The organism is Streptomyces sp. NBC_01445 (assembly GCF_035918235.1).
GTDB lineage: Bacteria > Actinomycetota > Actinomycetes > Streptomycetales > Streptomycetaceae > Streptomyces.
Genome location: NZ_CP109485.1, coordinates 7897272 through 7920183, shown reverse-complemented (window position 1 = coordinate 7920183; position 22912 = coordinate 7897272). Strand labels below are relative to the sequence as shown.

The window sequence follows — 22912 nt, the reverse complement described above, 5'->3', positions numbered from 1 at the left end:
TCGTTCCCCTCAGCCCTTGGCCACGGCGCGCAGCCGGTCGACGACCTCGGCCCGCAGCTCGGCGGGTTCGAGGACGACCACGTCGGGTCCGAACTCGACCAGCCAGGCGTCGAGCCCGTGCCCGTATGGAATCTCCAGCTCGTCCCAGCCGTCGCCGAGATCGCGTACGGCCGAGGCCTTGGCGCGCAGCGGATAGCCGGAGCCGGAGCGCAACCTGATGAGGGCCGTGCGGTCGGCGGTCTCGCCGGCCCAGCTCGCGACGGTCTCGCGGACGGTCACGACGTCGGGCACGTCTGCGGTGAAACGGCCGGCGCGGGAGCGGACCTTGCCGGTGATGCGGGAGAGCCGGAAGACGCGTTCGGCACCGCGGTCGCGGTCCCAGCCGGCGAGATACCAGTGGCCGCGCCAGCATTCGAGCGCCCACGGCTCGACATGCCGCTGCTCGGGCCGCGCAGCGGTGGCCTTGCGGTAGTCGAAGACGACGGGCCGGCGGTCGCGGCAGGCCAGCATCAGCGGCTCGAACGACGCCTCGTGCGCCGGGATGCGTGGTTCGAGGGCGGAGTGCGCCTCGTAAGGGTCGACGTCCTCGGGCAGGCCCGCGGCCCGCAGTTTCTGCAGGGCTCCGCTGGCGGCGCCGGCGAGGCGGGCCTGCTGCCAGACCTTCGCGGCGAGGCCGAGCGCTGCGGCTTCCTCGGCGTCGAGGGTGACGGGCGGCAGCCGGTTGCTGTCGCGGCGGGCGAGGTAGCCGATCTCGCCGTCGAGGCTCTCCACGGTCGCGATGACCAGGCCGAGCTCGCGCAGGTCGTCCTTGTCCCGCTCGAACATCCGGTTGAAGCTGTCGTCGGAGCCCGCTTCCAGGTAGGCCTCGATGGAACCGCGCAGCTCACGCTTGCTGAGCGGGCGTCCCGTCCCGAGCAGACACAGCGCCAGATTCATCAGCCGCTCGGCCTTCGCAATGGCCATCGACGCCCTACGTCCTCTCTTCGAGAGCCCCCTGGCTCTCCCCCATCCGAACGTCGACCGTACCGCTCCGGGGTGTCGTGGCAAAAGCCGAGGACAAGGGGTGCATCCCAAAGGGATTCGGTTGAGGGCGGTGGAGGCAGACGAGAGGGCCCATGCCAGGAGGCATGGGCCCTCGGTCGACCGCTTGCGGTCACAGCCTGATCAGAGTGCGACCGCGTCGGTGACGATCAGACCGCGACCAGGTCGCAGACGAAGATCAGCGTCTCGCCGGGGGCGATCACGCCGCCGCCGGCACCGCGCTCGCCGTAGGCGAGGTGGGCGGGGATGGTCAGCCGACGGCGGCCGCCGACCTTCATGCCCTGGATGCCCTTGTCCCAGCCGGTGATGACCTGGCCGGCGCCGAGCTGGAACTCCAGCGGGTTGCCGCGGTTCCAGGAGGCGTCGAATTCCTCACCGGTGGAGAAGGCCACGCCCACGTAGTGGACCTTGACGTAGTCGCCGGCCTTGGCGACAGCGCCGTCACCCTCCCAGATCTCCTTGATCTCCAGGTCAGCCGGCGGCTGGCCCTCGGGGAAGTCGATCTCGGGCTTCTCGATGCTCACGTCTCTTGCTCCTGCTGCTAAACGGTTGGGCAACCCGGACAGTCTTGCATCCCGCAGGGTCAGGACGTGGCCAGGATGTCGACGACGAACACGAGCGTCGAGTTGGCCGGGAGCGTGTCGCCCTTGGCCTCCTTGCCGTACGCCTGGTCGGCGGGGATCACCAGGAGGACGCGGTCGCCCACGTGCTTGCCGACGAGACCCTTGTCCCAGCCCGGGATGACCTGGCCCTGGCCGATCACCGTGGTGAAGGGCTGGCCGGTGTTCCACGACGAGTCGAAGAGCGTAGCCTTCGGCTTGCCCTCGTTGATCTTCCAGGCGGCACCGCTGTACTGCATGGTGACCGTCTTGCCGCTCTTGACCTCGGCGCCCTTGCCCTGGATCAGGACCTTGTCGACCAGCTTCTTCGGCGGGTCGTTCTTCGGCACGGAGATCGTCGCGGGCTCCGGCTTGTCGGCCTTGATCTGCGGCAGGTTCGACGGAATGGACGCCTGCGTGCCCGTCACCATCTTCGGGGTGACCTTGCCGACGTCGATCGCGAAGACCAGCGTGTCGGTGCCGGTGACGCCCGCCTGCTGGTTGCCCTGGCTGCCGAAGCCGGCGGCGGGCGGCGCGACGACGAGGACGCGGCTGCCCTCCTTCTGGCCGACCAGGGCGTCCGCGAACGCCGGGATGACGGACTTCGAACCCGCGGTGATCAGCTGCGGGCTGCCGCCCGACTGGTAGGAGCTGCCGAGGTCCTTGCCGCTCTTCCAGACCTTGCCGGTGAAGTTCATCGACACCAGGTCGTCCTTCTTGACCACGGCGCCGTCACCCTGCGACAGCGTGTGCACGACGAACTTGCCGCTCGGCTCGGCCTTCGGCACGGTGATCGTGGCCTGCTTGCCGAAGTCGCCGCTGATCTGCGGCATGGGCGACGCCGAGTCGACGGGCTTGGGCGCGGCCGCCTCGGCCTTGGGCGAGGCGGACGCCGAATCCGCCTTGTCCGTGTCGCTCTTCTTGTTGTCATCACCCCCGCACGCCGTCGCGGTCAGCGCCAGAGCCGGGACGATGAGCAGAGCAGCAAGTCGGCGTCGCACAGTGATCCTCAGGTTGCGGGTTACGTGAGTACGGTTCAGCCACTGTAGGCCCTCCCGTCCCTCACCCGGGGTACCGCACACGCACCAAAGGGCCCCGTACACGGATCATGTACGGGGCCCCGGGGCGACGGTCGTCCTACATTCCGGCGATCAGCTTCTCCACCCGGTCGTCCACCGACCGGAAGGGGTCCTTGCACAGCACCGTCCGCTGCGCCTGGTCGTTCAGCTTCAGGTGCACCCAGTCGACCGTGAAGTCACGGCGCTGTTCCTGGGCCCTGCGGATGAAGTCGCCCCGCAGCCTCGCGCGCGTGGTCTGCGGTGGCACCGACTTGCCCTCGAAGATCTTGAGGTCGTTGCAGATGCGGGCCGCCTGTCCCTTCCTCTCCAGAAGGTAGTAGAGGCCCCTGCGGCGGTGGATGTCGTGATACGCGAGGTCTATCTGCGCGACCCGCGGATGCGACATGGTCATGTTGTGCTTGGCCCGGTACCGCTCGATGAGCTTGTACTTCATCACCCAGTCGATCTCGGTGCCGATCCGGTCGAGGTCCTCGGCCTCGATCGAGTCGAGAACGCGGCCCCACAGTTCGAGGACCTGCTCAACGGTGCCGGTGCGGATCCCGCGGCGCTCGCAGAAGTCCACGGCCTTCTCGTAGTACTCGCGCTGCACCTCGAGGGCGGATGCCTCGCGGCCACTGGCCAGACGCACCTTGCGCTGACCGGTGATGTCGTGGCTGACCTCGCGGATGGCCCGGATCGGGTTCTCCAGTGTGAGGTCACGCATGACCGTGCCCGCCTCGATCATGCGGAGCACGAGGTCGGTCGCGCCCACCTTGAGGAGCATCGTCGTCTCGGACATGTTCGAGTCGCCGACGATGACGTGCAGGCGCCGGTAGCGCTCGGCGTCCGCGTGCGGTTCGTCGCGGGTGTTGATGATGGGGCGGGAACGCGTGGTCGCGGAGGACACGCCCTCCCAGATGTGCTCGGCACGCTGGCTCACGCAGTACACGGCACCGCGCGGAGTCTGCAGCACCTTGCCCGCGCCACACAGCAGTTGCCGTGTGACCAGGAACGGAATGAGGATGTCCGCGAGTCGCGAGAACTCCCCGTGACGGGCCACCAGATAGTTCTCGTGGCAGCCGTAGGAGTTTCCCGCCGAGTCGGTGTTGTTCTTGAAGAGATAGACGTCGCCCGCGATTCCCTCCTCGTGCAGGCGGCGTTCGGCGTCGACGAGCAGGCCTTCCAGAATGCGCTCGCCCGCTTTGTCGTGCGTGACCAACTCGGTCACGTTGTCACATTCAGGAGTTGCGTATTCCGGATGTGACCCGACATCGAGATAGAGGCGGGCGCCGTTCCGCAGAAAGACATTGCTGCTGCGGCCCCATGACACGACACGGCGGAAGAGGTACCGCGCCACCTCGTCAGGAGACAGGCGGCGCTGTCCCCTAAACGTACATGTGACGCCGTACTCGTTCTCCAGCCCGAAAATGCGGCGGTCCATGAGTGAACATTACGCCTGATGCCCTGTACTGAAACCGGGTTCGACAGCACCGTTTCGATCATTTTCCGATGAGCCCGCGACACGCCCGGCGCCACGGGGAGCTGCGAGGACCCGTCCGGTGGCGAGGAGCACGAGCAGCGCGGCCACCCCGGCCGCTCCGGGAACGGCGAAGCCCCACACCGTACCGCCCCACTCGACGACCGGTCCGGCCACGGCGGTTCCGACCGACGTACCCACCGTGAACGTCGTCACGAGCCACGAGAACGCCTCCGTCACCGTGCCCCGCGGCGCATGCCGGTCCACGATGATGAACGCGCACGCGATCGACGGGGCGAGGAACACACCCGCGAGCGCCGTCAGCGCTGTCATCGCCACGACGCCCGGCATCAGCACCAGCGGCACGTAGAAGAGGGCCAGCAGGGCCACCAGCCACCGCAGCCGCCGCTCGGGGACGCCGGCCCACTGCCGCACCCCGTACACGGAGCCACCGGCCAGCGCGCCCAGCCCGAGCGCCGCCATCAGCCAGCCGTACGTCACGTCACCGCCGTGCCCGTCCGCGTACGAGACACCCGCCACCGTGATCGAGCCCAGCGCCGTCCCGATGAACAGGAACGCACCGAGGAGCGCCAGGAGTCCCGGCGAGCGCAGGGCGCCCAGCCAGTGCGCCTCACGCGGCGCCGAGCGCCACGCGCGCGACGGCTGCGACACCACCACCGAGAGCGCCCCGAGCACACCGACGACGTTCAGGACGACGAGCGCGGCCTGCGCCGACCACAGGGACACGCACACAGTGACGAGCAACGGCCCGACGGTGAACATGACTTCCTGCGCCACGGCGTCCATCGCGTACGCGGTGTGGACCTGATCCTCGCGCGGCAGCACATTCGGCCACAGCGCGCGCAGTCCGCCCTCGAGCGGCGGCGTGAACAGTCCGGCCGCGGCCACCGCGACGTACGCGAGCGCCGGTGATCCGGTCCCGGCGAAGGCGAAGACGGTCATGGCGAGGGCCGACGCCAGCGCCGCCGGGAGCTGCACTCTCGGCTGGCCCCGCAGGTCCACGAGCCGGCCGAGCAGCGGCTGCCCCACCGCGTTGGCGACGCCGTACACCGCGGCGAGCGCCCCGGCCAGGCTGTACGTGCCGCCCTCCGCGCGGACGAACAGCACGATCGCGATGGCGGCCGTCGCGTTCGGCAGCCGCCCCACCAGGGTGCCCACCAGCAGCCGCGTCGCGTGCCGCGCCTTGAGGATCTCCGCATATCCCGCGGCCATCGCCCGCCCTCTCGCCGCCCCGAGGCGCCCTAGGTTTTACGTATAACTTCGAGGGTCATACGTACCATGTCCGCAGGCCACGGGTCCACCCGAAGGCCCCGCCACACACCCCACGGAGGCATGAGTGACGACCGGGTCAGACGAGACGGCCCCCGCGCGCCCCACCAGCCGCGACGTCGCCCGCGCCGCCGGAGTCTCCCAGGCCGCCGTCTCCCTCGTGCTCGGCGACAAATGGCGCGGCCGCGTCGCCGAAGCCACCGCCGAACGCGTCCGCACCGCCGCCCGCGACCTCGGCTACCGCCCCAACCTCGCCGCCCGCAACCTCCGCCTCGGCCGCACCCGCACCGCCCTCCTCGTGGTCCCCGCCCTCACCAACGAATTCTTCGCCGGCGTCTACACCGGCGCCGCCCGCGTCGCAGCCCAGCACGGCTTCGGCGTCGTGCTCTACCCCTCCCCCGAAGGCATCGGCCCCGCCCGCGACCCCTTCGACTCCGCACGCGCGGCCCTCGACGGCGTACTCGCCTCCTCCATGGCCTCCGACGCCGTCACCGCCATCCGCGGCGACGGACTCCCTCTCGTCATGCTCGACAGTGACCCCGACGACACGGCCGCCACCGGCGCCGCCACCGTCAACCTCGACATCGCCGACGGAATGCGCCAGGTGACGGACCATCTGCTCGCCCTCGGCCACCGCCGGTTCCTGCACCTCGCGTCCGCCGTGCCCTCCTGGACCTTCGACGTACGCGCCCACGAACTCGCCGACCGCACCGCCCGCGTCCCCGACACCCACGTCCACACCGTGCACTCACACCTGACAGTCGAGGCAGCCCGCACCGCCGCACAGGCCGCACTCGCCGCCCCCGGCCCCCGCCCCACCGCCATCGTCTGCGACGACGACAAACTCGCCACCGGCGCCTACAAAGCCGCCCGCACACTGGGCCTGCGCATCCCCGACGACCTCTCCGTCACCGGCTTCGACGACCTCTCCCTCGCCACCGCCGTCGAACCCGAACTCACCACCGTCCGACTCCCCGCGGAACTCTTCGGCGAGCGAGGCATGGCCGCGCTCCTCGCCGTCCTGGACGGCCGTGCCCCGGAAACCACCGCACTCCCCGTCGAGTTGGTCGTCCGCGGCTCCACAGCCGCGCCCGCCCGCTGATACAACGAACGGCGCCCCGACCACTACTGCGATCGGGGCGCCGCACACTTCAGCAGGAAACCCTGCTCACTCCTCGTCGTCGGACTCCGCGTCACTGCTCTCCACCGGCTCCGCGGACGTCGCCGCACCGGCCTCGAGCAGCCGCGACAACTGCGGCCCCACAATGCGCTTGAACTTCCGCTGCTGCGGGCGCGTGCGGTCAAGAACCGCCACCTCGAGCCGCTCCGCGGGGATCTCCCGCTCACTGCCACTGGTGTCCCGCGACAGCGCCTGCACCGCCAGCTTCAACGCCTCCGCGAGAGTCATCCCGTCCCGATGGCGCTGATCCAGATAGGTACTGATCTGCTCCGCATTACCCCCGACCGCGACCGAGCCGTGCTCGTCGACGATCGAGCCGTCGTGCGGAAGACGGTAGATCTGGTCACCCTCGGGCTCGGACCCGACCTCGGCGACCACCAGCTCCACCTCGTACGGCTTCTCGGCGCTGCTCGAGAAGATCGTGCCCAGCGTCTGCGCGTACACATTCGCCAGGCCACGCGCCGTCACATCGTCGCGGTCGTAGGTGTAACCCCGCAGGTCGGCGTAGCGCACACCGCCGATCCGCAGATTCTCGTACTCGTTGTACTTACCGGCGGCCGCGAAACCGATCCGGTCATAGATCTCGCTGAACTTGTGCAGCGCACGGGACGGGTTCTCGCCGACGAACACGATGCCATCGGCGTACTGCAGCACAACCAGGCTGCGACCGCGGGCGATGCCCTTACGGGCGTACTCCGCCCGGTCGGCCATGGCCTGCTGGGGTGAGACATAGAACGGCGTCGACACCGGCTGACCGTCCCTTTCTGTCAGTGACTCAGTGACTCAAGTCTGCGGCGAATACAGGCCAGTCAGAGAAGCGCGGCCCGCGGGCCGTCGGGCTGCTCCAGCCGGCGCTCCAGGATGGAACGGGCGATCTCCGAACCCTCCTCATCGGTGAGCCTGCGGAACCCGTCGTCCGTGATCACCGTGACGATCGGATAGATCCGGCGCGCCACATCGGGACCACCCGTCGCCGAGTCGTCGTCCGCCGCGTCGTAGAGCGCCTGCACGACCAGCGTCGTCGCTTCCGACTCCGTCAGATCGTCGCGGTAGAGCTTCTTCATCGCCCCACGCGCGAAGATCGAACCGGAACCCGTCGACGCGTACCCGTGCTCCTCGCTCCGCCCGCCCGTGACGTCGTACGAGAAGATGCGGCCCTTGCCGCGGTCCACGTCGTACCCCGCGAACAGCGGCACCACGGCCAGGCCCTGCATGGCCATGCCGAGGTTCGACCGGATCATGGTCGAGAGCCGGTTCGCCTTGCCCTCCAGCGACAGCTGGGCGCCCTCCACCTTCTCGAAGTGCTCCAGCTCCAGCTGGAAGAGCTTCACCATCTCCACGGCCAGACCGGCCGTACCGGCGATACCCACCGCCGAGTACTCGTCCGCCGGAAAGACCTTCTCGATGTCGCGCTGAGCGATCATGTTGCCCATGGTGGCCCGACGGTCACCGGCGAGGACCACACCGCCGGGGAACGTGACGGACACGATCGTCGTCCCGTGCGGCGCCTCGATCGCGCCCTTCACCGGCAACGCGCGGTTCCCGGGCAGGATTTCAGGCTGGTGCACGGCCAGAAAGTCCACGAAGGACGACGACCCGGGCGTCAGGAAGGCAGCTGGTAGACGCCCGGTGCTACGAGTGTTGGCTTCCACGCGATTCCTTCCACGTAGGCGGCGGCCCGACGGATGGCGTCGGGATCATCTCCCAACTTGCCGATGGCCGAATTGCAGTTGAAGCACAGTACGCCACGGACCCTACCCGTCTCGTGGCAGTGATCCACATGAACTGCGGGGGCCTTGAGACAGATCACGCAGATCCCCATCTGGGAGGCGATCATCTCGTCACGCTCGGCTTCGGTCATGCCGTATTGCGTCTTCAGGTGACTTACACGGTCTTGGATGGCCTTGCAGGCTTTGCAGCGTGACGCCAGACCATCCGAGGAGGAGCTGTACTGATGCCATTCACCGTGCGGCGGCAACGCTGTTGCAGCCCATCGAGGTTCGACCGCTTGGCTGCGAAGCACGCGCGCGGCTTGACCTCACCACACCGCACGCAGCGCTTCGCACTCCCCACCTCCGTCACACATCCACCCCGTTCGCCTTCGAATCGAAGGAAAGAGTGGCCTACTGGCCACCTTTCTGAACGAAGGAGCGAACGAAGTCCTCTGCGTTCTCCTCGAGTACATCGTCAATCTCGTCAAGAACCGAGTCGACGTCGTCACTCAGCTTCTCCTGGCGTTCCTTGAGGTCCTCGGAAGCCTGCGCGTCCTGCGCCTGCTCCTCGACCTCCTCGGTGGAACGCGTCGCCTTCTGCTGTCCGCCGCCGGTGTCCTTGGTCGCCATCTACCTCACCCCGCTCGGTTCGACGTTCTTGATCAGACCCTACAATCCGGGTCCGACATCGGCCCCGCAGTTCGTCCAACGTGCGAGGCCCACCCATGTGATTCCCCTGCCGCCGGCTTTTCAGCCTCCGGACAGCACCCGGACCAGATCTTCGGCCGTGCGGCACCGGTCGAGCAGCTCCTTCACGTGATTACGCGTTCCGCGAAGGGGTTCGAGGGTTGGGACGCGCTGCAGGGAGTCGCGGCCGGGGAGATCGAAGATCACCGAGTCCCAGGAGGCCGCGGCGACGTCGTCCGCGTACTGCTCGAGGCAGCGCCCGCGGAAGTACGCCCTGGTGTCCTCCGGCGGCTTCGTACGGGCCCTCTCGACGTCCGACTCGTCCAGGAGCCGCTTCATCCTGCCGCGGGCCACGAGACGGTTGTACAGGCCCTTCTCGGCCCGTACGTCGGCGTACTGCAGGTCGACGAGGTGGAGCCGCGCGGCGTCCCAGTCGAGGTTGTCGCGGCGACGGTAGCCCTCCATGAGCTGCCGCTTGGCGACCCAGTCGAGCTCTCCGGCCAGGCTCATCGGGTCGGTCTCCAGGCGGCCGAGTACGTCCTCCCAGCGGGTCAGGACGTCCTTGGTCTGCTCGTCGGCGTCCGCCCCGTAGCGCTCCTCGACGTACTTCCTGGCCAGCTCGAAGTACTCCATCTGGAGTTGCACCGCGGTGAGTGTGCGGCCGCTGCGGAGGGTGACCAGGTGTTGCAGGCCGGGGTCGTGGGAGACCTGGTGGAGGGTGCGTACGGGCTGGTCCACGGCCAGGTCGACGGCGATGAAGCCGTCCTCGATCATGGAGAGGACCAGGGCCGTCGTGCCCAGCTTGAGATAGGTGGAGATCTCGGAGAGGTTCGCGTCGCCGATGATCACGTGCAGGCGGCGGTACTTCTCCGCGTCGGCGTGCGGCTCGTCCCTGGTGTTGATGATGGGGCGCTTGAGGGTCGTCTCCAGGCCGACCTCGACCTCGAAGTAGTCCGCGCGCTGGCTGAGCTGGAAGCCGTGCTCGTGGCCGTCCTGGCCGATGCCGACGCGGCCTGCACCGGTGACGACCTGGCGGGAGACGAAGAAGGGCGTCAGGTGGCGCACGATGTCCGAGAAGGGGGTCTCCCGCTTCATCAGGTAGTTCTCGTGCGTGCCGTAGGAGGCGCCCTTGTTGTCGGTGTTGTTCTTGTAGAGGTGGATCGGCTGGGCGCCGGGGAGCTGGGCGGCGCGCTCGGCGGCCTCGGCCATGATGCGCTCGCCGGCCTTGTCCCACAGGACGGCGTCCCGCGGGTTGGTGACCTCGGGGGCGCTGTATTCGGGGTGTGCGTGGTCGACGTACAGGCGGGCACCGTTGGTGAGGATGACATTGGCCAGGCCGATGTCCTCGTCGGTGAGCTGGCTGGAGTCGGCGACCTCACGGGCGAGGTCGAAGCCTCGCGCGTCGCGCAGCGGATTCTCCTCCTCGAAGTCCCAGCGGGCGCGGCGCGCCCGGTGCATCGCCGCCGCGTAGGCGTTGACGATCTGGGATGAGGTGAGCATGGCATTGGCGTTGGGGTGGCCGGGGACGGAGATCCCGTACTCCGTCTCGATGCCCATTACTCGCCGTACGGTCATGCGGCCCTCCTTGCCTGGCGGCGCCCCCGTTCGGGGGCGGCGCTCAAGTACCGCTGGTTCTCCAGTGCGCGTGCGGTGCCCGTCCCCGCGCTGCGCGACTCGGCGGTACCGAAGAGCCTAGAACGCCTATGCGCCGGTGGGGAGATCATTACCGTCATTGCTGTCGCTGTGCCTGCGAGTCGGCCGTTGCCGGGAAACCGGAAAGTCGGCCGGAATTGTTGCCTGGAAAACAGTTGGCTGCGGGTACCCGGTAGAGGCACCCGCAGCCGCCCTGCCTTTTACAGGTACTGCCCGGTGTTCGCCACCGTGTCGATGGAGCGGCCGGTGTCTGCGCCCTGCTTTCCGGTGACGAGCGTACGGATGTAAACGATCCGTTCGCCCTTCTTACCGGAGATGCGAGCCCAGTCGTCCGGGTTCGTGGTGTTCGGCAGGTCCTCGTTCTCCTTGAACTCGTCCACGCAAGCCTGGAGGAGGTGGGAGACCCTGAGGCCCTTCTGGTTGTGTTCGAGGAAGGCCTTGATGGCTGCCTTCTTGGCGCGTCCGACGATGTTCTCGATCATGGCGCCCGAGTTGAAGTCCTTGAAGTACAGGACTTCCTTGTCGCCGTTGGCGTACGTGACCTCGAGGAAGCGGTTCTCCTCGCTTTCCGCGTACATCTGCTCCACGGCGGTCTGGATCATTCCGTGGACCGTGCTGGCGCGGTCGCCGCCGTGCTCTCCGAGGTCGTCGGAGTGCAGCGGGAGGCGGGCGGTCAGGTACTTGGCGAAGATGTCCTTGGCCGCTTCGGCGTCCGGGCGCTCGATCTTGATCTTCACGTCGAGTCGTCCGGGCCGCAGGATCGCGGGGTCGATCATGTCCTCACGGTTGGAGGCGCCGATCACGACCACGTTCTCCAGACCTTCCACGCCGTCGATCTCGGCGAGCAGCTGGGGGACGATGGTGTTCTCCACGTCCGAGCTGACGCCGGATCCGCGGGTGCGGAAGAGGGACTCCATCTCGTCGAAGAAGACGATGACGGGTGTGCCCTCGCTGGCCTTCTCACGCGCTCGCTGGAAGACGAGGCGGATCTGCCGCTCGGTCTCGCCGACGTACTTGTTGAGCAGTTCGGGACCCTTGATGTTGAGGAAGAAGCTCTTGCCCGTGGCCTGTCCGGTCACTTCCGCGACCTTCTTGGCAAGGGAGTTGGCCACTGCCTTGGCGATCAGGGTCTTGCCGCAGCCGGGAGGCCCGTAGAGCAGGACGCCCTTGGGCGGCCGCAGCTCGTGCTCCTTGAACAGGTCCGGGTAGAGGTAGGGGAGCTCGACCGCGTCGCGGATCAGTTCGATCTGGTTGCCCAGGCCGCCGATCTGCTCGTAGCCGATGTCCGGGACCTCTTCGAGGACGAGCTCTTCGACTTCGCTCTTGGGTACGACTTCGTAGACATAGCCGGATCGGGGTTCGAGCAGGAGGGCGTCGCCGGGGCGGATGTTGATGTCGAGGAGAGGTTCGGCGAGCCGGACCACACGTTCTTCATCGGTGTGCCCCACCACCAGGGCGCGCTCGCCGTCCTCGAGGATCTCCTTGAGGGTGACGATGTCGCCGACGCTCTCGTACTCCATGGCCTCGACCACGTTGAGCGCTTCGTTGAGCATCACTTCCTGGCCGCGCCTGAGCTCTTCGAGCTCCACGCTGGGGCTCACGTTCACCCGGAGCTTGCGGCCGCCGGTGAAGATGTCGGCGGTACCGTCCTCGTTCGCCACGAGGAAGACTCCGAAGCCGGCCGGCGGCTGTGCGAGCCGGTCGACTTCCTCCTTGAGGGCCACGATCTGGTCGCGGGCCTCCCTGAGCGTGTTGGCGAGCCGCTCGTTCTGTGCGGACACGCCGGCCAGGTTGGTCTGCAGCTCGACGATCCGCTCCTCGAGAATCCTCGTATGACGCGGAGAGTCGGCGAGCTTGCGTCGCAGGACGGCGATCTCCTGCTCAAGATAGGCAATCTGACCGGCGGGGTCGTCGGACCCTCTTCCCGGGCGGATGCCGCGGTTCATGTCGTCGTCGTGGGCTGCCACGGTCCTCACCTCCTCCAAGGGGAGCTGGACGCTTCCAGACCCTACCTGGGTGGGTGTCGATTGAAACCCCTAGATCAAAAAGACGATGGGGGTGTGTCCGATCTTCACCCTTGCGCTCTCCCTCACGCCAGGGGAATACCCACCCAACATGATTGGGAAGCGGGCGGTTGTAGGGTCGAAGTGTTCAACACCCGTCGGAGCTGGCCCGACTTGCTGGTACGCGGGGCGGTTCGAGGCAGGAAACGGCAGGAGATATGAGCGTGCAGCAGGAGGCCGGATCCGGCATCGACAGCGGTGTCGCCCTTGAGGTGTGGATCGACCAGGACCTCTGCACCGGCGACGGGATCTGCGCGCAGTACGCGCCGGAGGTCTTCGAGCTGGACATCGACGGACTGGCCTATGTGAAGGGCGCGGAGGACGAGCTGTTGCAGGCGCAGGGGGCCACCACCCCGGTGCCGCTGCCGCTGTTGAACGATGTCGTGGACTCCGCGAAGGAGTGCCCGGGCGACTGCATTCATGTACGTCGTGTTTCGGACAGGGTGGAGGTCTACGGTCCTGACGCGGAGTGACCGCGAGGTTCCTGGGCGTCACTCGACGTAGGGAAGGGCCAACGAAAGGGGCCCGTGCCGCCGTTCCCGGCGGGCACGGGCCCCTTTCGTATGGTGCGCGTCAGATGCTGCGGGCCTCCGCGGGAGTGGAGCGCACGAACGCGTCGCCCTTCCACTGCCACTTGGCCTTGTCCTGGGTGTCGGGGCAGCAACTGGGGACGGCGGCGCTGGAGTAGCCGAGGAGCGTGGCGGTGACGGCCTTGTCGCGTACCGCTACGTCGTCGGCGGTGAGCCGGTCCTTCGGGTCGACGAGGGTGGCGACGATGCGCGGCGCGGCGTTGGCCTCGTGGGGCTGGGTGAGGACGTAGACGCCGTTCGGCGGGGTGCCGGAGCCGGCGTCGCAGCGGACCACGGCGACGGTTTCCGGCCTGCCGTCACCGTCGAGGTCCCCGGTGGCCTTCTTCACCACGAGGATCTTGGCGGGGCCGCACTCGAGCGGGAAGTGGACGGCGGCCGGGTCGGGCGGTGCGGCGGTGGTTCTGGTGCCGACGGACTGCGTCGCCGGCTGGGCCGCGGTGGCCGCGCCGGGCTGCAGGAACGAGGAGACCGCGACGACGGCCGATACGGCCGCGGCGGTCGCGAGCCAGTGGATGGGACGGGTGGTGGTGTGCGCCAGTTCCGGGACGGCGGGGTGCTGCACTAGGAGTATCTCCTGTGAGGGCTGTGCCGGTGGGGGTGGCCAGCATCGTGCCATACCTCACACCGTGGGGGAACGTCAGGGTCCGCTGATTCTCAGCTTCCTCACGTGTCCTTGCCGTATCGTGCGCGCCGCTTCTCAACGAACGGGCGCCGCCGTCGAGTTCCCCGGGTGTGCGGGGAACTCGACGGCGGCGCCTGTGCGTTGTCTCGGGTGTTCGGGTCAGCGTCCGGCGTTGCCGCCGTCGGCGTTCGGGCCCGAGTAGTCCTCGCCGTACGCGCCCTTGGCGGGGCGGCGGCGGCGCATGGGCGGCTCGACGCCGTCCGCGAGGCGGCGGGCGGTGAGGAGGAAGCCGGTGTGGCCGATCATGCGGTGGTCCGGCCGGACGGCCAGGCCCTCGACGTGCCAGTTGCGGATCATCGACTCCCAGGACGTCGGCTCGTTGAAGCAGCCGATCTCGCGGATGGACTCGACGGTCCGTGCGAGCTGGGTGGTGGTGGCGACGTAGCAGCAGAGGATGCCGCCGGGGACGAGGGCCTTGGAGACGACCTCGAGGCACTCCCAGGGGGCGAGCATGTCGAGGATGACGCGGTCCACGTCGGCGTCGCTCAGGTTGTCCTGGAGGTCGCCGACGGTGAGCTGCCACGCGGGGTGGGAGCCGCCGAAGTAGCGCTCCACGTTCTGCGTGGCGATCTCGGCGAAGTCCTCGCGGCGCTCGTAGGAGTGCAGCATGCCCTCGTCGCCGATGGCGCGCAGCAGGAAGCTGCTCAGCGAGCCGGAGCCGACGCCTGCCTCGACGACGCGTGCGCCGGGGAAGATGTCGGCGAAGGCCAGGATCTGCCCCGCGTCCTTGGGGTAGACCACGGCGGCGCCGCGGGGCATGGACAGGACGTAGTCGGGGAGCAGGGGGCGCAGCGCGAGGTAGGCGACGTTTCCGGTGGTGCGGACAACGCTGCCCTCGGGAGCGCCGATCAGCTCGTCGTGCGGGAAGGAACCCTTGTGGGTGTGGAAGTTCTTCCCGGCCTCGAGCGTGAACGTGTAGTGGCGGCCCTTGGGGTCGGTCAGCTGTACCTGGTCCCCGACCTTGAAGGGCCCGCGTCGGCGGGCGGCACCGGTCGGTTCGGACATGTGACCAGCCTACCGGTCCGCTGGGGGCCCGCGGACCAGGGGCGCGGGGGTGCGGGCCCGGTCAGGAGGGGCGGGCCATGGCCTTGACGAAGGCGCGCTCCACGTCGGCGGCGGACAGGACGCCGTAGATGGCGCCGCTCTCCTCGACGACGAGGTACTCGGTGGCGGGGGTGGCACGGAGGGTGTCGAGGAGTTCCTCGCCGGCGAGTTCCGCGGAGACGCGCATGCCGTCGGTGAGGTCCTGGGCGAGGCCGCTCACCGCGACCCAGGGGCGGCGGTGTTCCGGTACGCCGACGATGGCGGCCTCGCGGACGAGGGACCTGGGTTCTCCGTCGGCGTCGACGATGACGAGGGCGCGGGCGCCCGCCTCGTTGGCGCGGCGCAGGGCCTCGGAGAGTGGGGTGGCGCTCTCCACGGGGACGGCGCGGCGGGTGAGGGTGCGGGCGCGCAGTTCCGGGAGGTGTTCGCGCAGGCGGGCCATGCGGAGACTGTTGCCGGCGCCGGTCCAGATGATCGCGGCGAGGATGGCGGCGAGCAGGGCGTCGGTGACGGTGTCCATGCCGCTGACGTCCGCGGCGCCTTCGCCGAGGGCGCCGGACTGGGTGAGCAGGGGCAGTCCGAGGAGGACGGTGACGGCGAGGGCGCGGCCGACCCAGGCGGCGGCGACGGTGCCGCTCATGGGCTTGCCGGTGATCTTCCAGACGATCGCGCGGAGCATGCGGCCGCCGTCGAGGGGCAGGCCGGGCAGCAGGTTGAACGCGGCGACGATGAGGTTGGAGATCATCAGTCCCGCGAGCAGGACGCCGGGCACGGTGCCGGGTTCCACGGCGAGCATGCCGAGGTAGAAGACGCCGGCCAGGACGAGGGAGAGCAGCGGTCCGACGAAGGCGAGCACGAACTCGCGTCCCGGTGTCTCGGACTCCTTCTCGATCTCGGACACGCCGCCGAAGAACTGCAGCTGGATGCGGCGCACCGGAAGCTTGAAGCGGAGCGCGGCGACGGTGTGCGCGAGTTCGTGGACGAGTACGGACGCGTAGAACGCGACCGCGAAGAAGAGGGAGACGAGGTAGCGGGCGGCGCCGAGTTCGGGCAGGACGTGGTCGAGCTGGCCACCGAAGACCCAGGTGATGAGGGCGGCGACGAGGAACCAGCTGGGCGCGACGTAGACGGGGACGCCGAAGGGGCGGCCCATGAGCAGCCCGCCTCGGGGCTCGGGTGCCTTGGTGGGGCGGCGGCCGCTTGTCGCGGGGGTGCGGGCCGGGGGCTCGGGGTCGGCCGGGCGCGTGTCGTCGCCGTCGGCGGAGGCGGGCTCGGTGAACGGGTCCGGGCCGGGGGCGGTGTCAGGCGCGCTGTCGGAGGTCTCGCTCTGGTCGGCCGGGGTGGCGTCCTCGCCGTCGGCCGGGGCGGCGGGGTCGGGGTGTTCCGTGTGCGGGGGCTCTTCCGGGTCCTGGGGCGCGTGCGGCACGGAGTTCGCTCGGGCCGCGCCGTTCACGGGTGTTGGGGGCACGGGGGGCGTGGGGCCGGGGCGGGCGGCCTGGTGGTCGTCCGTCGTGCCGCTGCCGGGCTGCGGCCGGCCGCTGTCGTCCACGGTGATCCCTCGGTCCCCTCGTTAGAAATCCCTCGCTCCTGCCGTTGCACGATCATGCAGGGCGAGGGGGTCTGCCGTCGATGGTATGCGTCCGGTGTGGCGCGGCCCTCGTCGACTCCCCTGCGGCACCGCAGGGCTCCGCTTCCCAGGACGCCCGTGACGCGTTCGTACCTGACTGTCAGTGGCTGCCCGTAAGGTCTGTCGTCATGGAAACCAGCACCGAAGGGGCCGCCGCGGCCGCTCGCCCTGCGTCGCTCTCGCCGTCGCGCGCGAGCGACTTCATGCAGTGCCCGTTGCTCTACCGGTTCCGGGTGATCGACAAGCTGCCCGAGAAGCCGAGCGAGGCGGCGACGCGCGGCACGCTGGTGCACGCCGTGCTGGAGAGACTGTTCGACGCGCCCGCGGGCGAGCGGACGGCCCCGCGGGCCAAGTCGCTCATTCCCGGCCAGTGGGATCGGCTGCGTGAGGTGAAGCCGGAGCTGGCCGAGCTGTTCGCGGACGACGGCGAGGGCGAGCGGATGGCGCGCTGGCTCGGTGAGGCCGAGCAGCTCGTCGAGCGCTGGTTCACGCTGGAGGACCCGACGCGTCTGGAGCCCGCCGAGCGGGAGCTGTTCGTCGAGGCCCAGCTGGACTCGGGCCTGAAGCTGCGCGGCATCATCGACCGGGTCGACGTGGCGCCGACGGGCGAGGTCCGGATCGTCGACTACAAGACGGGCAAGGCCCCGCGCCCCGAGTACGCGGAGGGCGCGCTCTTCCAGATGAAGTTCTACGCGCTGGTGGTGTGGCGCCTGAAGGGGGTCGTGCCGCGGCGGCTCCAGCTGGTCTATCTGGGCAGCGGTGATGTGCTGACGTACGACCCGGTGGTGGCGGACCTGGAGCGGGTGGAGCGCAAGCTGCACGCGCTGTGGGAGGCGATCCAGCTGGCCACGGAGACGGGCGAGTGGCGGCCGCGCCCGACGAAGCTGTGCGGATGGTGCGACCATCAGGCGGTTTGCCCGGAGTTCGGTGGGACTCCCCCGCCGTATCCGCTTCAGATCGGGGTGCCCGGGTCGGAGAGCAGCTAGCAGGGCAGAATGGGCCCGGACTACCTAAGGAGAGTTACGTGGCGATCCGCGTCCTACTGGTCGACGACCAGCCGCTGCTCCGTACCGGGTTCCGGATGATTCTGGAGGCCGAGCAGGACATCGCGGTCGTCGGCGAGGCCGGAGACGGCCTGCAGGCGCTCGACCAGGTCCGTGCCCTGCAGCCCGATGTGGTGTTGATGGACATCCGTATGCCGCGGATGGACGGTGTCGAGGCGACCCGGCAGATCACGGGCCCCGGACGGGACGGTCCGGCGAAGGTGCTCGTCCTGACGACGTTCGACCTCGACGAGTACGTGGTGGAGGCGCTGCGTGCCGGCGCCAGTGGCTTCCTGCTGAAGGACGCTCCGGCCAATGAGCTGGTGCAGGCGATCCGGGTGGTCGCGGCGGGCGAGGCGATGCTCGCGCCGAGCATCACGCGGCGGCTGCTCGACAAGTACGCGGACCATCTGCCGTCCGGCGACGAGCCGGTGCCCGACACACTGCACACGCTGACCGAGCGTGAGGTCGAGGTCCTCAAGCTCGTGGCCCGCGGCCTGTCGAACGCGGAGATCGCGGCGGATCTGTTCGTCAGTGAGACGACGGTGAAGACCCATGTCGGCCATGTGCTGACGAAGTTGGGGCTGCGCGACCGCGTGCAGGCGGCGGTGTACGCGTACGAGAGCGGTCTGGTGCGTCCCGGCGCCCAGTAGGAACGGCAACAGCTGAAAGACCAGGCCGGTGGCCGCCTCCCGCGAAAGGAGGCGGCCACCGTTCTGTCACTCGGTGCCCTTGCTGATCTCCCAGAAGCGGAACACGGTCGACGCGTCGAGGCACGACTCCAGGCCGTAGACGCTGTCGCGGACGACGGCGTACTGCTTGGCCTGCCAGACGGGCAGGACCGGCAGCTCGTCGGCGACGATGTTCTGGAGCTGCTCGAAGTCCCGGTCGGTGGAGGCACGGTCGCTCTGCGCCCCGGTCTCCGGGATGATCTTCCCGGTGATGGTGCTGTTGGTGTAGTTGTTCCCGAGCACGTTGCCGGCGCCGAAGAACGGCTGGGTGAAGTTGTCGGGGTCCGGATAGTCCGGGACCCAGCCCTTCACGTACACGCCGTACTTGCCCGTCTTGATGTCCTTCTCGTACTGGCCGAACTCGATGGACTTCATGTCGGCTTCGAACAGACCGCTCGCGTTGAGCTGCTTGGCGACGGCCGCGAGTTCCTGGTCGGTGGCGGGGCCGTAGCGCGAGGGCGTCGACCAGAGGGTGATCTTCACCTTGCCGGTGATGCCGTCGGCACGCAGCGCGGCGCGGGCCTTGGCGGGCGACGGGTGGGCGCCGTAGGTGTCGAAGAAGGCCGTGTTGTGGCCGCTGATGCCCGCCGGGATGATCGAGTACAGCGGGGTGGCGGTGTCCTGGTAGACCTCGTCGACCAGGGCGTCCCGGTCGATCAGGTAGGCCATGGCCTTGCGCACGGACAGGCGTCCGGCGACGGGGTCCTTCATGTTGAAGACCAGGTGCTGGACCTCGGCGCTGGTGCCCTCGACGACGTCCATGGGCTTGCTCGTCGAGGTGGAGTTCTCGATGCCGGCGATGTCCTTGGCGGCGAGTCCGCGGTAGGCGAGGTCGATGTCGCCGCCGACGAGGGCCTTCTTCAGGCCCGCCTGGTCGCCGTGGAAGAACTTGATGGTCATGCCGGAGTTCTGGACCTTCGCGGTGCCCTTGTAGCCCGGGTTGACCGAGAAGACGGCCTTCTTCTTGTCGAAGGAGTCCAGCTTGTAGGGGCCGGAGCCGACGGCCTTGCCGTCCGTGCGCAAGCCGTCCATGGAGTAGGCGGCGTGGTCGACGATGGATCCGGCGCCGGACGCGATCTTGCTGGGGAAGGTGGCGTCCGCGTGCTTCAGCTTGAAGACGACCGTCTTGGCGTTCGGCGTCTCGACCTTGTCGAGCATGGGGAACATGATCGCCGGGCCGGCGTCGTCACCGATGTTCATCATGCGGTCGAAGGAGAACTTGACGTCCTTCGAGGTGAGCTTGTGGCCGTTGCTGAACGTGAGGCCGTCGCGCAGGGTGCAGGAGTAGACGCGGGTGCCGGAGTCCGTGAAGGAGCACTCCTTGGCGGCTTCGGGTTCCGGCTCCGTGCTGCCCTTGGGGAAGCTCAGGAGCGACTGGAACACGTTGTTGAACAGCAGCCACGACCCCGGGTCGTAGCCGGACGCCGGATCGGTGGCCTGGATGTCGTCGGACATTCCCATGACCACGGCCCCGCCCTGCCCGGCGGCATCGCCCTGGTCGGAGCCGCAGCCGGCCAGCAGGGCCGCGGTGAGTCCCGTCCCGAGGGGCAGGACCAGCCACTGGTTGCGCATTCTCACGTACGTGCCTTGTCGTCAGTGGTGCGGAAGTCGGGCGAGCCGGCCGCCCTTGACGGGAAGGCCGGCTCGCGCTGGGATCAGCCGCTCACTCCGCGGCCGAGCTCCCAGAGCTGAAGGATCGAGGAGGAGCTCAGCGCCCACTCGACTCCGGTGATGTCGTCGCGGGCGGCGACGTACTGCTTGCCCTGCCAGAGCGGGAGGACCGGCACGTCGTCGGCGACGATGTTCTGGATGCTCGTGAGGCTCTTGGAGGCGGTCAGCCGGTCGGCCTCACGACGGGACTCGGGGATGAGCTGGTCCCGGATCGTGCTGTTCGCGTACGGGGACGCGAGGAAGTTGTCCTTGTCGAGGAACGGCGCGATGAAGTTGTCGGCGTCGGGGAAGTCGGGGAACCAGCCGAGGCCGTAGACGTCGTACTTGCCCTTGAGTTCGGCGGCGCGGTACGTGTCCCAGGCGTCGCCCTTGATGCCGACCTTGAACAGGCCGCTGGAGTTGAGCTGCTGCTTGAGCAACTCGAACTCCCGCTTGGTGGCGGAGCCGTAGTGGTCGGTCGTGTAGTGCAGGGTCAGCTTCACCGGCGTGGTGATGTCGGCCCGGGAAAGGATCGAGGCGGCCTTGGAGCGGCTCGGCTCGCTGTACCTGTTGAAGAACGAGTTCGTGTGGCCGGTGATGCCGGCGGGCACGAGCGAGTAGAGCGGCTCGGCGGAGGTGCCGTAGACGTCGGCCGTGAGCTGGCCGCGGTCGACGACCTGGGCCATGGCCTGGCGGACGGCCTTGCTCTTGACCACGGGTGCGCTGGTGTTGAATCCGAGGTAGCGGATCTCCATGCCCGGCATCTCGACCAGGTTGATGTTCTTGCTCGGGTTGTCCGAGAGCTGCTTGATCTGCTCCGGCGACATGGTGCGCGTCATCATGTCGACGTCGCCCTTTTCGAGGGCCTTGCCCATGGCGTCGGCATCCGCGAAGGAGACCAGCTCCACCTTGTCGTTCTTCGGCTTCAACTGCCCCTTGTAGTGGGGGTTCTTGGTGAAGACGGCCTTGACGAGGGTGTTGTTCTTGACCTGGGCGTCGAGGGTGTACGGGCCGGAGCCGTCGACCGAGAAGCCGTTGCGCAGCTTCCCCTTCGTGTAGTCGTCGGGGTTGACGATGCCGGCGGTGGGTGTGGCCAGCTTGTACGGGAAGGTGGCGTCGGGGCTCTTCAGGTGGAAGATGACCTCGTTGCGGCCCTTGGTCTCGATCGTGTCGACGCTGGAGAGCAGCGCGGAGGAGCCGCTGTCGCTCTTGATGCCGAGCACACGGTCGATGGAGAACTTCACGTCCGAGGCGGTGACGGGGGTGCCGTCGGCGAACGCGAGGCCCTTGCGCAGGGTGCAGGAGAAGCGCTCGTTGCCGGTGTCGGTGAAGCCGCAGGTCTGGGCGGCCTCGGGCACCGGATCGCCGCCGCCGCGCGGCATGGCCATCAAGGTCTGGATGGTCTGGCGCAGCACGTTCCAGGAGCCCGCGTCGTAGGCGTACGCGGGGTCGAACGGGGCCGGGACCGCCTTCGAGGCAACGAACCGGTCGGTGGTACCGACGGCGATCGGGTTGCCGTCCTTGCCCCCGCTGTCGGACCCGCCGCAGGCGGCGAGCACAGGCGCGAGCAGGCCGATGACGGCCGGCAACACCAAAGTCTTGCGGTTCATGCTCGAAGTTCTCCAGAGCTGTCGATCCCGTGGGCCCGGCAACGGGGGTGGTGTCGACGGGACACGAGGGGTTACGGCGATGTTCTCGCCACGAGATTAGTGCGCACGGCGAAGGGTCCCGAAGGGGCCGGAGCCACGGCTTCATCACGCTGCGAAACCGGGCGTGGACACACCGATAACCCCACAGGGGTCTCTTCGGCTCAGGGTCCGACCAATCGGGACACAAGGTCACTAGGGGTGCAGTGGGGGGTGGGGCCGCAGCACAGGTCCGTATACCTGTCGACCCCACATCGAGTGGGAAAGGTCACATGCTCAACTGGGTTGATGGGCGCTGCATTTCGGCCACGCGCGAGCGGTGTTACCGAAGGTTCAGTAGCCCATCAGGCCATGCAGGAAAGGCAGGTTGACATGTTCGAGCGAGGGGACGACGGTGCGCCGGTGGGCGGGTGCGATCGGGGCGACGGAGGGTACGGCGACCACATGACAGCCGGCAGCCTCGGCGGCGGCGACACCGGTCGCGGTGTCCTCGATGACGGCACATCTGGCCGGATCCGCACCAAGACCCGCGGCCGCGAGCAGATACGGGTCGGGGTACGGCTTCGTCCGCTCGACCTCGTCACCTGCGACGGTGAGCGCGAAGTGCTCGGGACCGAGCGAGGTCAGGACCCGGTCGATGATGCGCCGGTGGGAGGCGGACACGAGGGCCATGGGCACCTCGTGGGCGGCGAGTTCGGCGAGCAGCCGCGCGGCGCCCGGCATGAGCGGCAGGACGCTGCTGATGCGCTCCTCGAAGCCGTCGTTGAGCAGCACGGTCAGCTCGGGGAGCGTGATGTCCGCGCCGGTCGCCTCGATGAGGAAGCCGGCACTGCGGGTCATGGGGCCACCGACGACGACTTCGCGCCACGCCTCGTCGAGCGCGTGCCCCAGCGAGCCGAAGACGGCGACCTCGGCGTCCCACCAGAAGCCTTCGGTGTCCACCAGAGTGCCGTCCATGTCGAGGAGCACAGCCTGCAGGGCGGAGCCTTCGGCCGTTCGGGTACCGAGAGCGGGGACCGTACTGGTCATCCGGGCACACCTCCGTGAGGGACGAGAAGGCCGGCTGCCTCCTTTTGACGGGAAGGCAACCGGCCTGCACTGGACCGACCAGTGTACGTCGCATACGGATCAATGCGCGC

At 68.6% G+C, this 22912-nt stretch carries 21 protein-coding genes; 4 read left to right on the top strand and 17 right to left on the bottom strand.

All coding sequences use genetic code 11. The features are described from left to right. Nucleotides 1–9: 9 nt before the first annotated feature. The 5 genes from OG574_RS36025 to OG574_RS36005 all read right to left on the bottom strand — a co-directional run bounded on the left by OG574_RS36025 (nucleotide 10) and on the right by OG574_RS36005 (nucleotide 5408). The gene (locus OG574_RS36025; RefSeq protein WP_326776608.1) at nucleotides 10–963 is read right to left on the bottom strand and encodes a helix-turn-helix transcriptional regulator; all 954 of its coding nucleotides are present in this window, start codon (nucleotides 961–963) and stop codon (nucleotides 10–12) included. A gap of 227 nt (nucleotides 964–1190) precedes the next feature. Continuing rightward, the gene (locus OG574_RS36020; RefSeq protein WP_100597112.1) at nucleotides 1191–1565 is read right to left on the bottom strand and encodes an FKBP-type peptidyl-prolyl cis-trans isomerase; all 375 of its coding nucleotides are present in this window, start codon (nucleotides 1563–1565) and stop codon (nucleotides 1191–1193) included. 59 nt (nucleotides 1566–1624) lie between these two features. Continuing rightward, nucleotides 1625–2641 carry an FKBP-type peptidyl-prolyl cis-trans isomerase gene (locus OG574_RS36015; RefSeq protein ID WP_326776607.1) on the bottom strand — a complete coding sequence of 339 codons (1017 nt, stop codon included), beginning with the start codon at nucleotides 2639–2641 and terminating at the stop codon, nucleotides 1625–1627. Between the two features lie 136 nt (nucleotides 2642–2777). Beyond that, the gene (gene pafA / locus OG574_RS36010) at nucleotides 2778–4139 is read right to left on the bottom strand and encodes a Pup--protein ligase (protein ID WP_100597114.1); all 1362 of its coding nucleotides are present in this window, start codon (nucleotides 4137–4139) and stop codon (nucleotides 2778–2780) included. A gap of 9 nt (nucleotides 4140–4148) precedes the next feature. After that, the gene (locus OG574_RS36005) at nucleotides 4149–5408 is read right to left on the bottom strand and encodes an MFS transporter (protein ID WP_326776606.1); all 1260 of its coding nucleotides are present in this window, start codon (nucleotides 5406–5408) and stop codon (nucleotides 4149–4151) included. A gap of 124 nt (nucleotides 5409–5532) precedes the next feature. Here OG574_RS36005 and OG574_RS36000 point away from each other — a divergent pair, with 124 nt between their 5' ends. After that, a complete protein-coding gene (locus OG574_RS36000) occupies nucleotides 5533–6567 on the top strand; it encodes a LacI family DNA-binding transcriptional regulator (protein ID WP_326776605.1) in 1035 nt (344 codons plus the stop codon). 66 nt (nucleotides 6568–6633) lie between these two features. Here OG574_RS36000 and prcA read toward each other — a convergent pair whose 3' ends face one another. From prcA to arc, 6 genes are all read right to left on the bottom strand, one after another. After that, a complete protein-coding gene (prcA, locus tag OG574_RS35995; RefSeq protein ID WP_326776604.1) occupies nucleotides 6634–7392 on the bottom strand; it encodes a proteasome subunit alpha in 759 nt (252 codons plus the stop codon). A gap of 62 nt (nucleotides 7393–7454) precedes the next feature. Beyond that, entirely contained in the window at nucleotides 7455–8297 is an 843-nt protein-coding gene (prcB, locus tag OG574_RS35990; protein WP_326776603.1) for a proteasome subunit beta, read from the bottom strand. Then, nucleotides 8249–8506, bottom strand: a complete 258-nt coding sequence (locus OG574_RS35985) for an endonuclease VII domain-containing protein (protein WP_326776602.1) — start codon at nucleotides 8504–8506, stop codon at nucleotides 8249–8251. The genes prcB and OG574_RS35985 overlap by 49 nt, the downstream gene beginning before the upstream one ends. Before the next feature lie 262 nt (nucleotides 8507–8768). Then, nucleotides 8769–8987 carry a ubiquitin-like protein Pup gene (locus tag OG574_RS35980; RefSeq protein WP_016325855.1) on the bottom strand — a complete coding sequence of 73 codons (219 nt, stop codon included), beginning with the start codon at nucleotides 8985–8987 and terminating at the stop codon, nucleotides 8769–8771. Nucleotides 8988–9107: 120 nt separating this feature from the next. Beyond that, entirely contained in the window at nucleotides 9108–10619 is a 1512-nt protein-coding gene (gene dop / locus OG574_RS35975) for a depupylase/deamidase Dop (protein WP_398377075.1), read from the bottom strand. Nucleotides 10620–10897: 278 nt separating this feature from the next. Then, the gene (gene arc / locus OG574_RS35970; RefSeq protein ID WP_100597121.1) at nucleotides 10898–12664 is read right to left on the bottom strand and encodes a proteasome ATPase; all 1767 of its coding nucleotides are present in this window, start codon (nucleotides 12662–12664) and stop codon (nucleotides 10898–10900) included. Nucleotides 12665–12918: 254 nt separating this feature from the next. On the opposite strand from arc, the gene OG574_RS35965 reads away from it, so the two are divergent. Further along, the gene (locus OG574_RS35965; RefSeq protein WP_100597123.1) at nucleotides 12919–13233 is read left to right on the top strand and encodes a ferredoxin; all 315 of its coding nucleotides are present in this window, start codon (nucleotides 12919–12921) and stop codon (nucleotides 13231–13233) included. 100 nt (nucleotides 13234–13333) lie between these two features. Here OG574_RS35965 and OG574_RS35960 read toward each other — a convergent pair whose 3' ends face one another. The 3 genes from OG574_RS35960 to OG574_RS35950 all read right to left on the bottom strand — a co-directional run bounded on the left by OG574_RS35960 (nucleotide 13334) and on the right by OG574_RS35950 (nucleotide 16625). Continuing rightward, nucleotides 13334–13912: a hypothetical protein gene (locus OG574_RS35960; RefSeq protein ID WP_100597124.1), complete on the bottom strand. Its 579-nt coding sequence runs from the start codon at nucleotides 13910–13912 to the stop codon at nucleotides 13334–13336. Between the two features lie 219 nt (nucleotides 13913–14131). Further along, complete coding sequence (locus OG574_RS35955) at nucleotides 14132–15037, bottom strand: tRNA (adenine-N1)-methyltransferase (RefSeq protein WP_100597125.1); 906 nt, start codon at nucleotides 15035–15037, stop codon at nucleotides 14132–14134. Between the two features lie 61 nt (nucleotides 15038–15098). Continuing rightward, on the bottom strand, nucleotides 15099–16625 hold the full coding sequence (locus OG574_RS35950) for a site-2 protease family protein (RefSeq protein ID WP_326776601.1): 1527 nt from the start codon (nucleotides 16623–16625) through the stop codon (nucleotides 15099–15101). A gap of 206 nt (nucleotides 16626–16831) precedes the next feature. Here OG574_RS35950 and OG574_RS35945 point away from each other — a divergent pair, with 206 nt between their 5' ends. Together OG574_RS35945 and OG574_RS35940 are read left to right on the top strand one after the other, a co-directional pair. Continuing rightward, nucleotides 16832–17689, top strand: a complete 858-nt coding sequence (locus OG574_RS35945) for a RecB family exonuclease (protein ID WP_100597126.1) — start codon at nucleotides 16832–16834, stop codon at nucleotides 17687–17689. A gap of 38 nt (nucleotides 17690–17727) precedes the next feature. After that, nucleotides 17728–18399 (top strand): response regulator, encoded by a 672-nt coding sequence (locus OG574_RS35940; RefSeq protein WP_018535046.1) that lies wholly within the window; start codon nucleotides 17728–17730, stop codon nucleotides 18397–18399. 66 nt (nucleotides 18400–18465) lie between these two features. Here OG574_RS35940 and OG574_RS35935 read toward each other — a convergent pair whose 3' ends face one another. From OG574_RS35935 to OG574_RS35925, 3 genes are all read right to left on the bottom strand, one after another. Further along, a complete protein-coding gene (locus tag OG574_RS35935) occupies nucleotides 18466–20055 on the bottom strand; it encodes an ABC transporter substrate-binding protein (protein ID WP_326776600.1) in 1590 nt (529 codons plus the stop codon). Between the two features lie 77 nt (nucleotides 20056–20132). After that, nucleotides 20133–21737 (bottom strand): ABC transporter substrate-binding protein, encoded by a 1605-nt coding sequence (locus tag OG574_RS35930; RefSeq protein WP_326776599.1) that lies wholly within the window; start codon nucleotides 21735–21737, stop codon nucleotides 20133–20135. Between the two features lie 369 nt (nucleotides 21738–22106). Beyond that, nucleotides 22107–22802, bottom strand: a complete 696-nt coding sequence (locus OG574_RS35925; protein ID WP_100597129.1) for an HAD family hydrolase — start codon at nucleotides 22800–22802, stop codon at nucleotides 22107–22109. Between the last annotated feature and the right edge of the window lie 110 nt (nucleotides 22803–22912).

Excerpts from the sequence above, each read along its gene's own strand:
- OG574_RS36025 (WP_326776608.1), bottom strand. The coding sequence starts at position 963 with ATGGCCATTGCGAAGGCCGAGCGGCTGATGAATCTGGCGCTGTGTCTG.
- pafA (WP_100597114.1), bottom strand. The coding sequence starts at position 4,139 with ATGGACCGCCGCATTTTCGGGCTGGAGAACGAGTACGGCGTCACATGT.
- OG574_RS36005 (WP_326776606.1), bottom strand. The coding sequence starts at position 5,408 with ATGGCCGCGGGATATGCGGAGATCCTCAAGGCGCGGCACGCGACGCGG.
- OG574_RS35985 (WP_326776602.1), bottom strand. The coding sequence starts at position 8,506 with ATGACCGAAGCCGAGCGTGACGAGATGATCGCCTCCCAGATGGGGATC.
- OG574_RS35980 (WP_016325855.1), bottom strand. The coding sequence starts at position 8,987 with ATGGCGACCAAGGACACCGGCGGCGGACAGCAGAAGGCGACGCGTTCC.
- dop (WP_398377075.1), bottom strand. The coding sequence starts at position 10,619 with ATGACCGTACGGCGAGTAATGGGCATCGAGACGGAGTACGGGATCTCC.
- OG574_RS35965 (WP_100597123.1), top strand. The coding sequence starts at position 12,919 with ATGAGCGTGCAGCAGGAGGCCGGATCCGGCATCGACAGCGGTGTCGCC.
- OG574_RS35955 (WP_100597125.1), bottom strand. The coding sequence starts at position 15,037 with ATGTCCGAACCGACCGGTGCCGCCCGCCGACGCGGGCCCTTCAAGGTC.
- OG574_RS35945 (WP_100597126.1), top strand. The coding sequence starts at position 16,832 with ATGGAAACCAGCACCGAAGGGGCCGCCGCGGCCGCTCGCCCTGCGTCG.
- OG574_RS35930 (WP_326776599.1), bottom strand. The coding sequence starts at position 21,737 with ATGAACCGCAAGACTTTGGTGTTGCCGGCCGTCATCGGCCTGCTCGCG.
- OG574_RS35925 (WP_100597129.1), bottom strand. The coding sequence starts at position 22,802 with ATGACCAGTACGGTCCCCGCTCTCGGTACCCGAACGGCCGAAGGCTCC.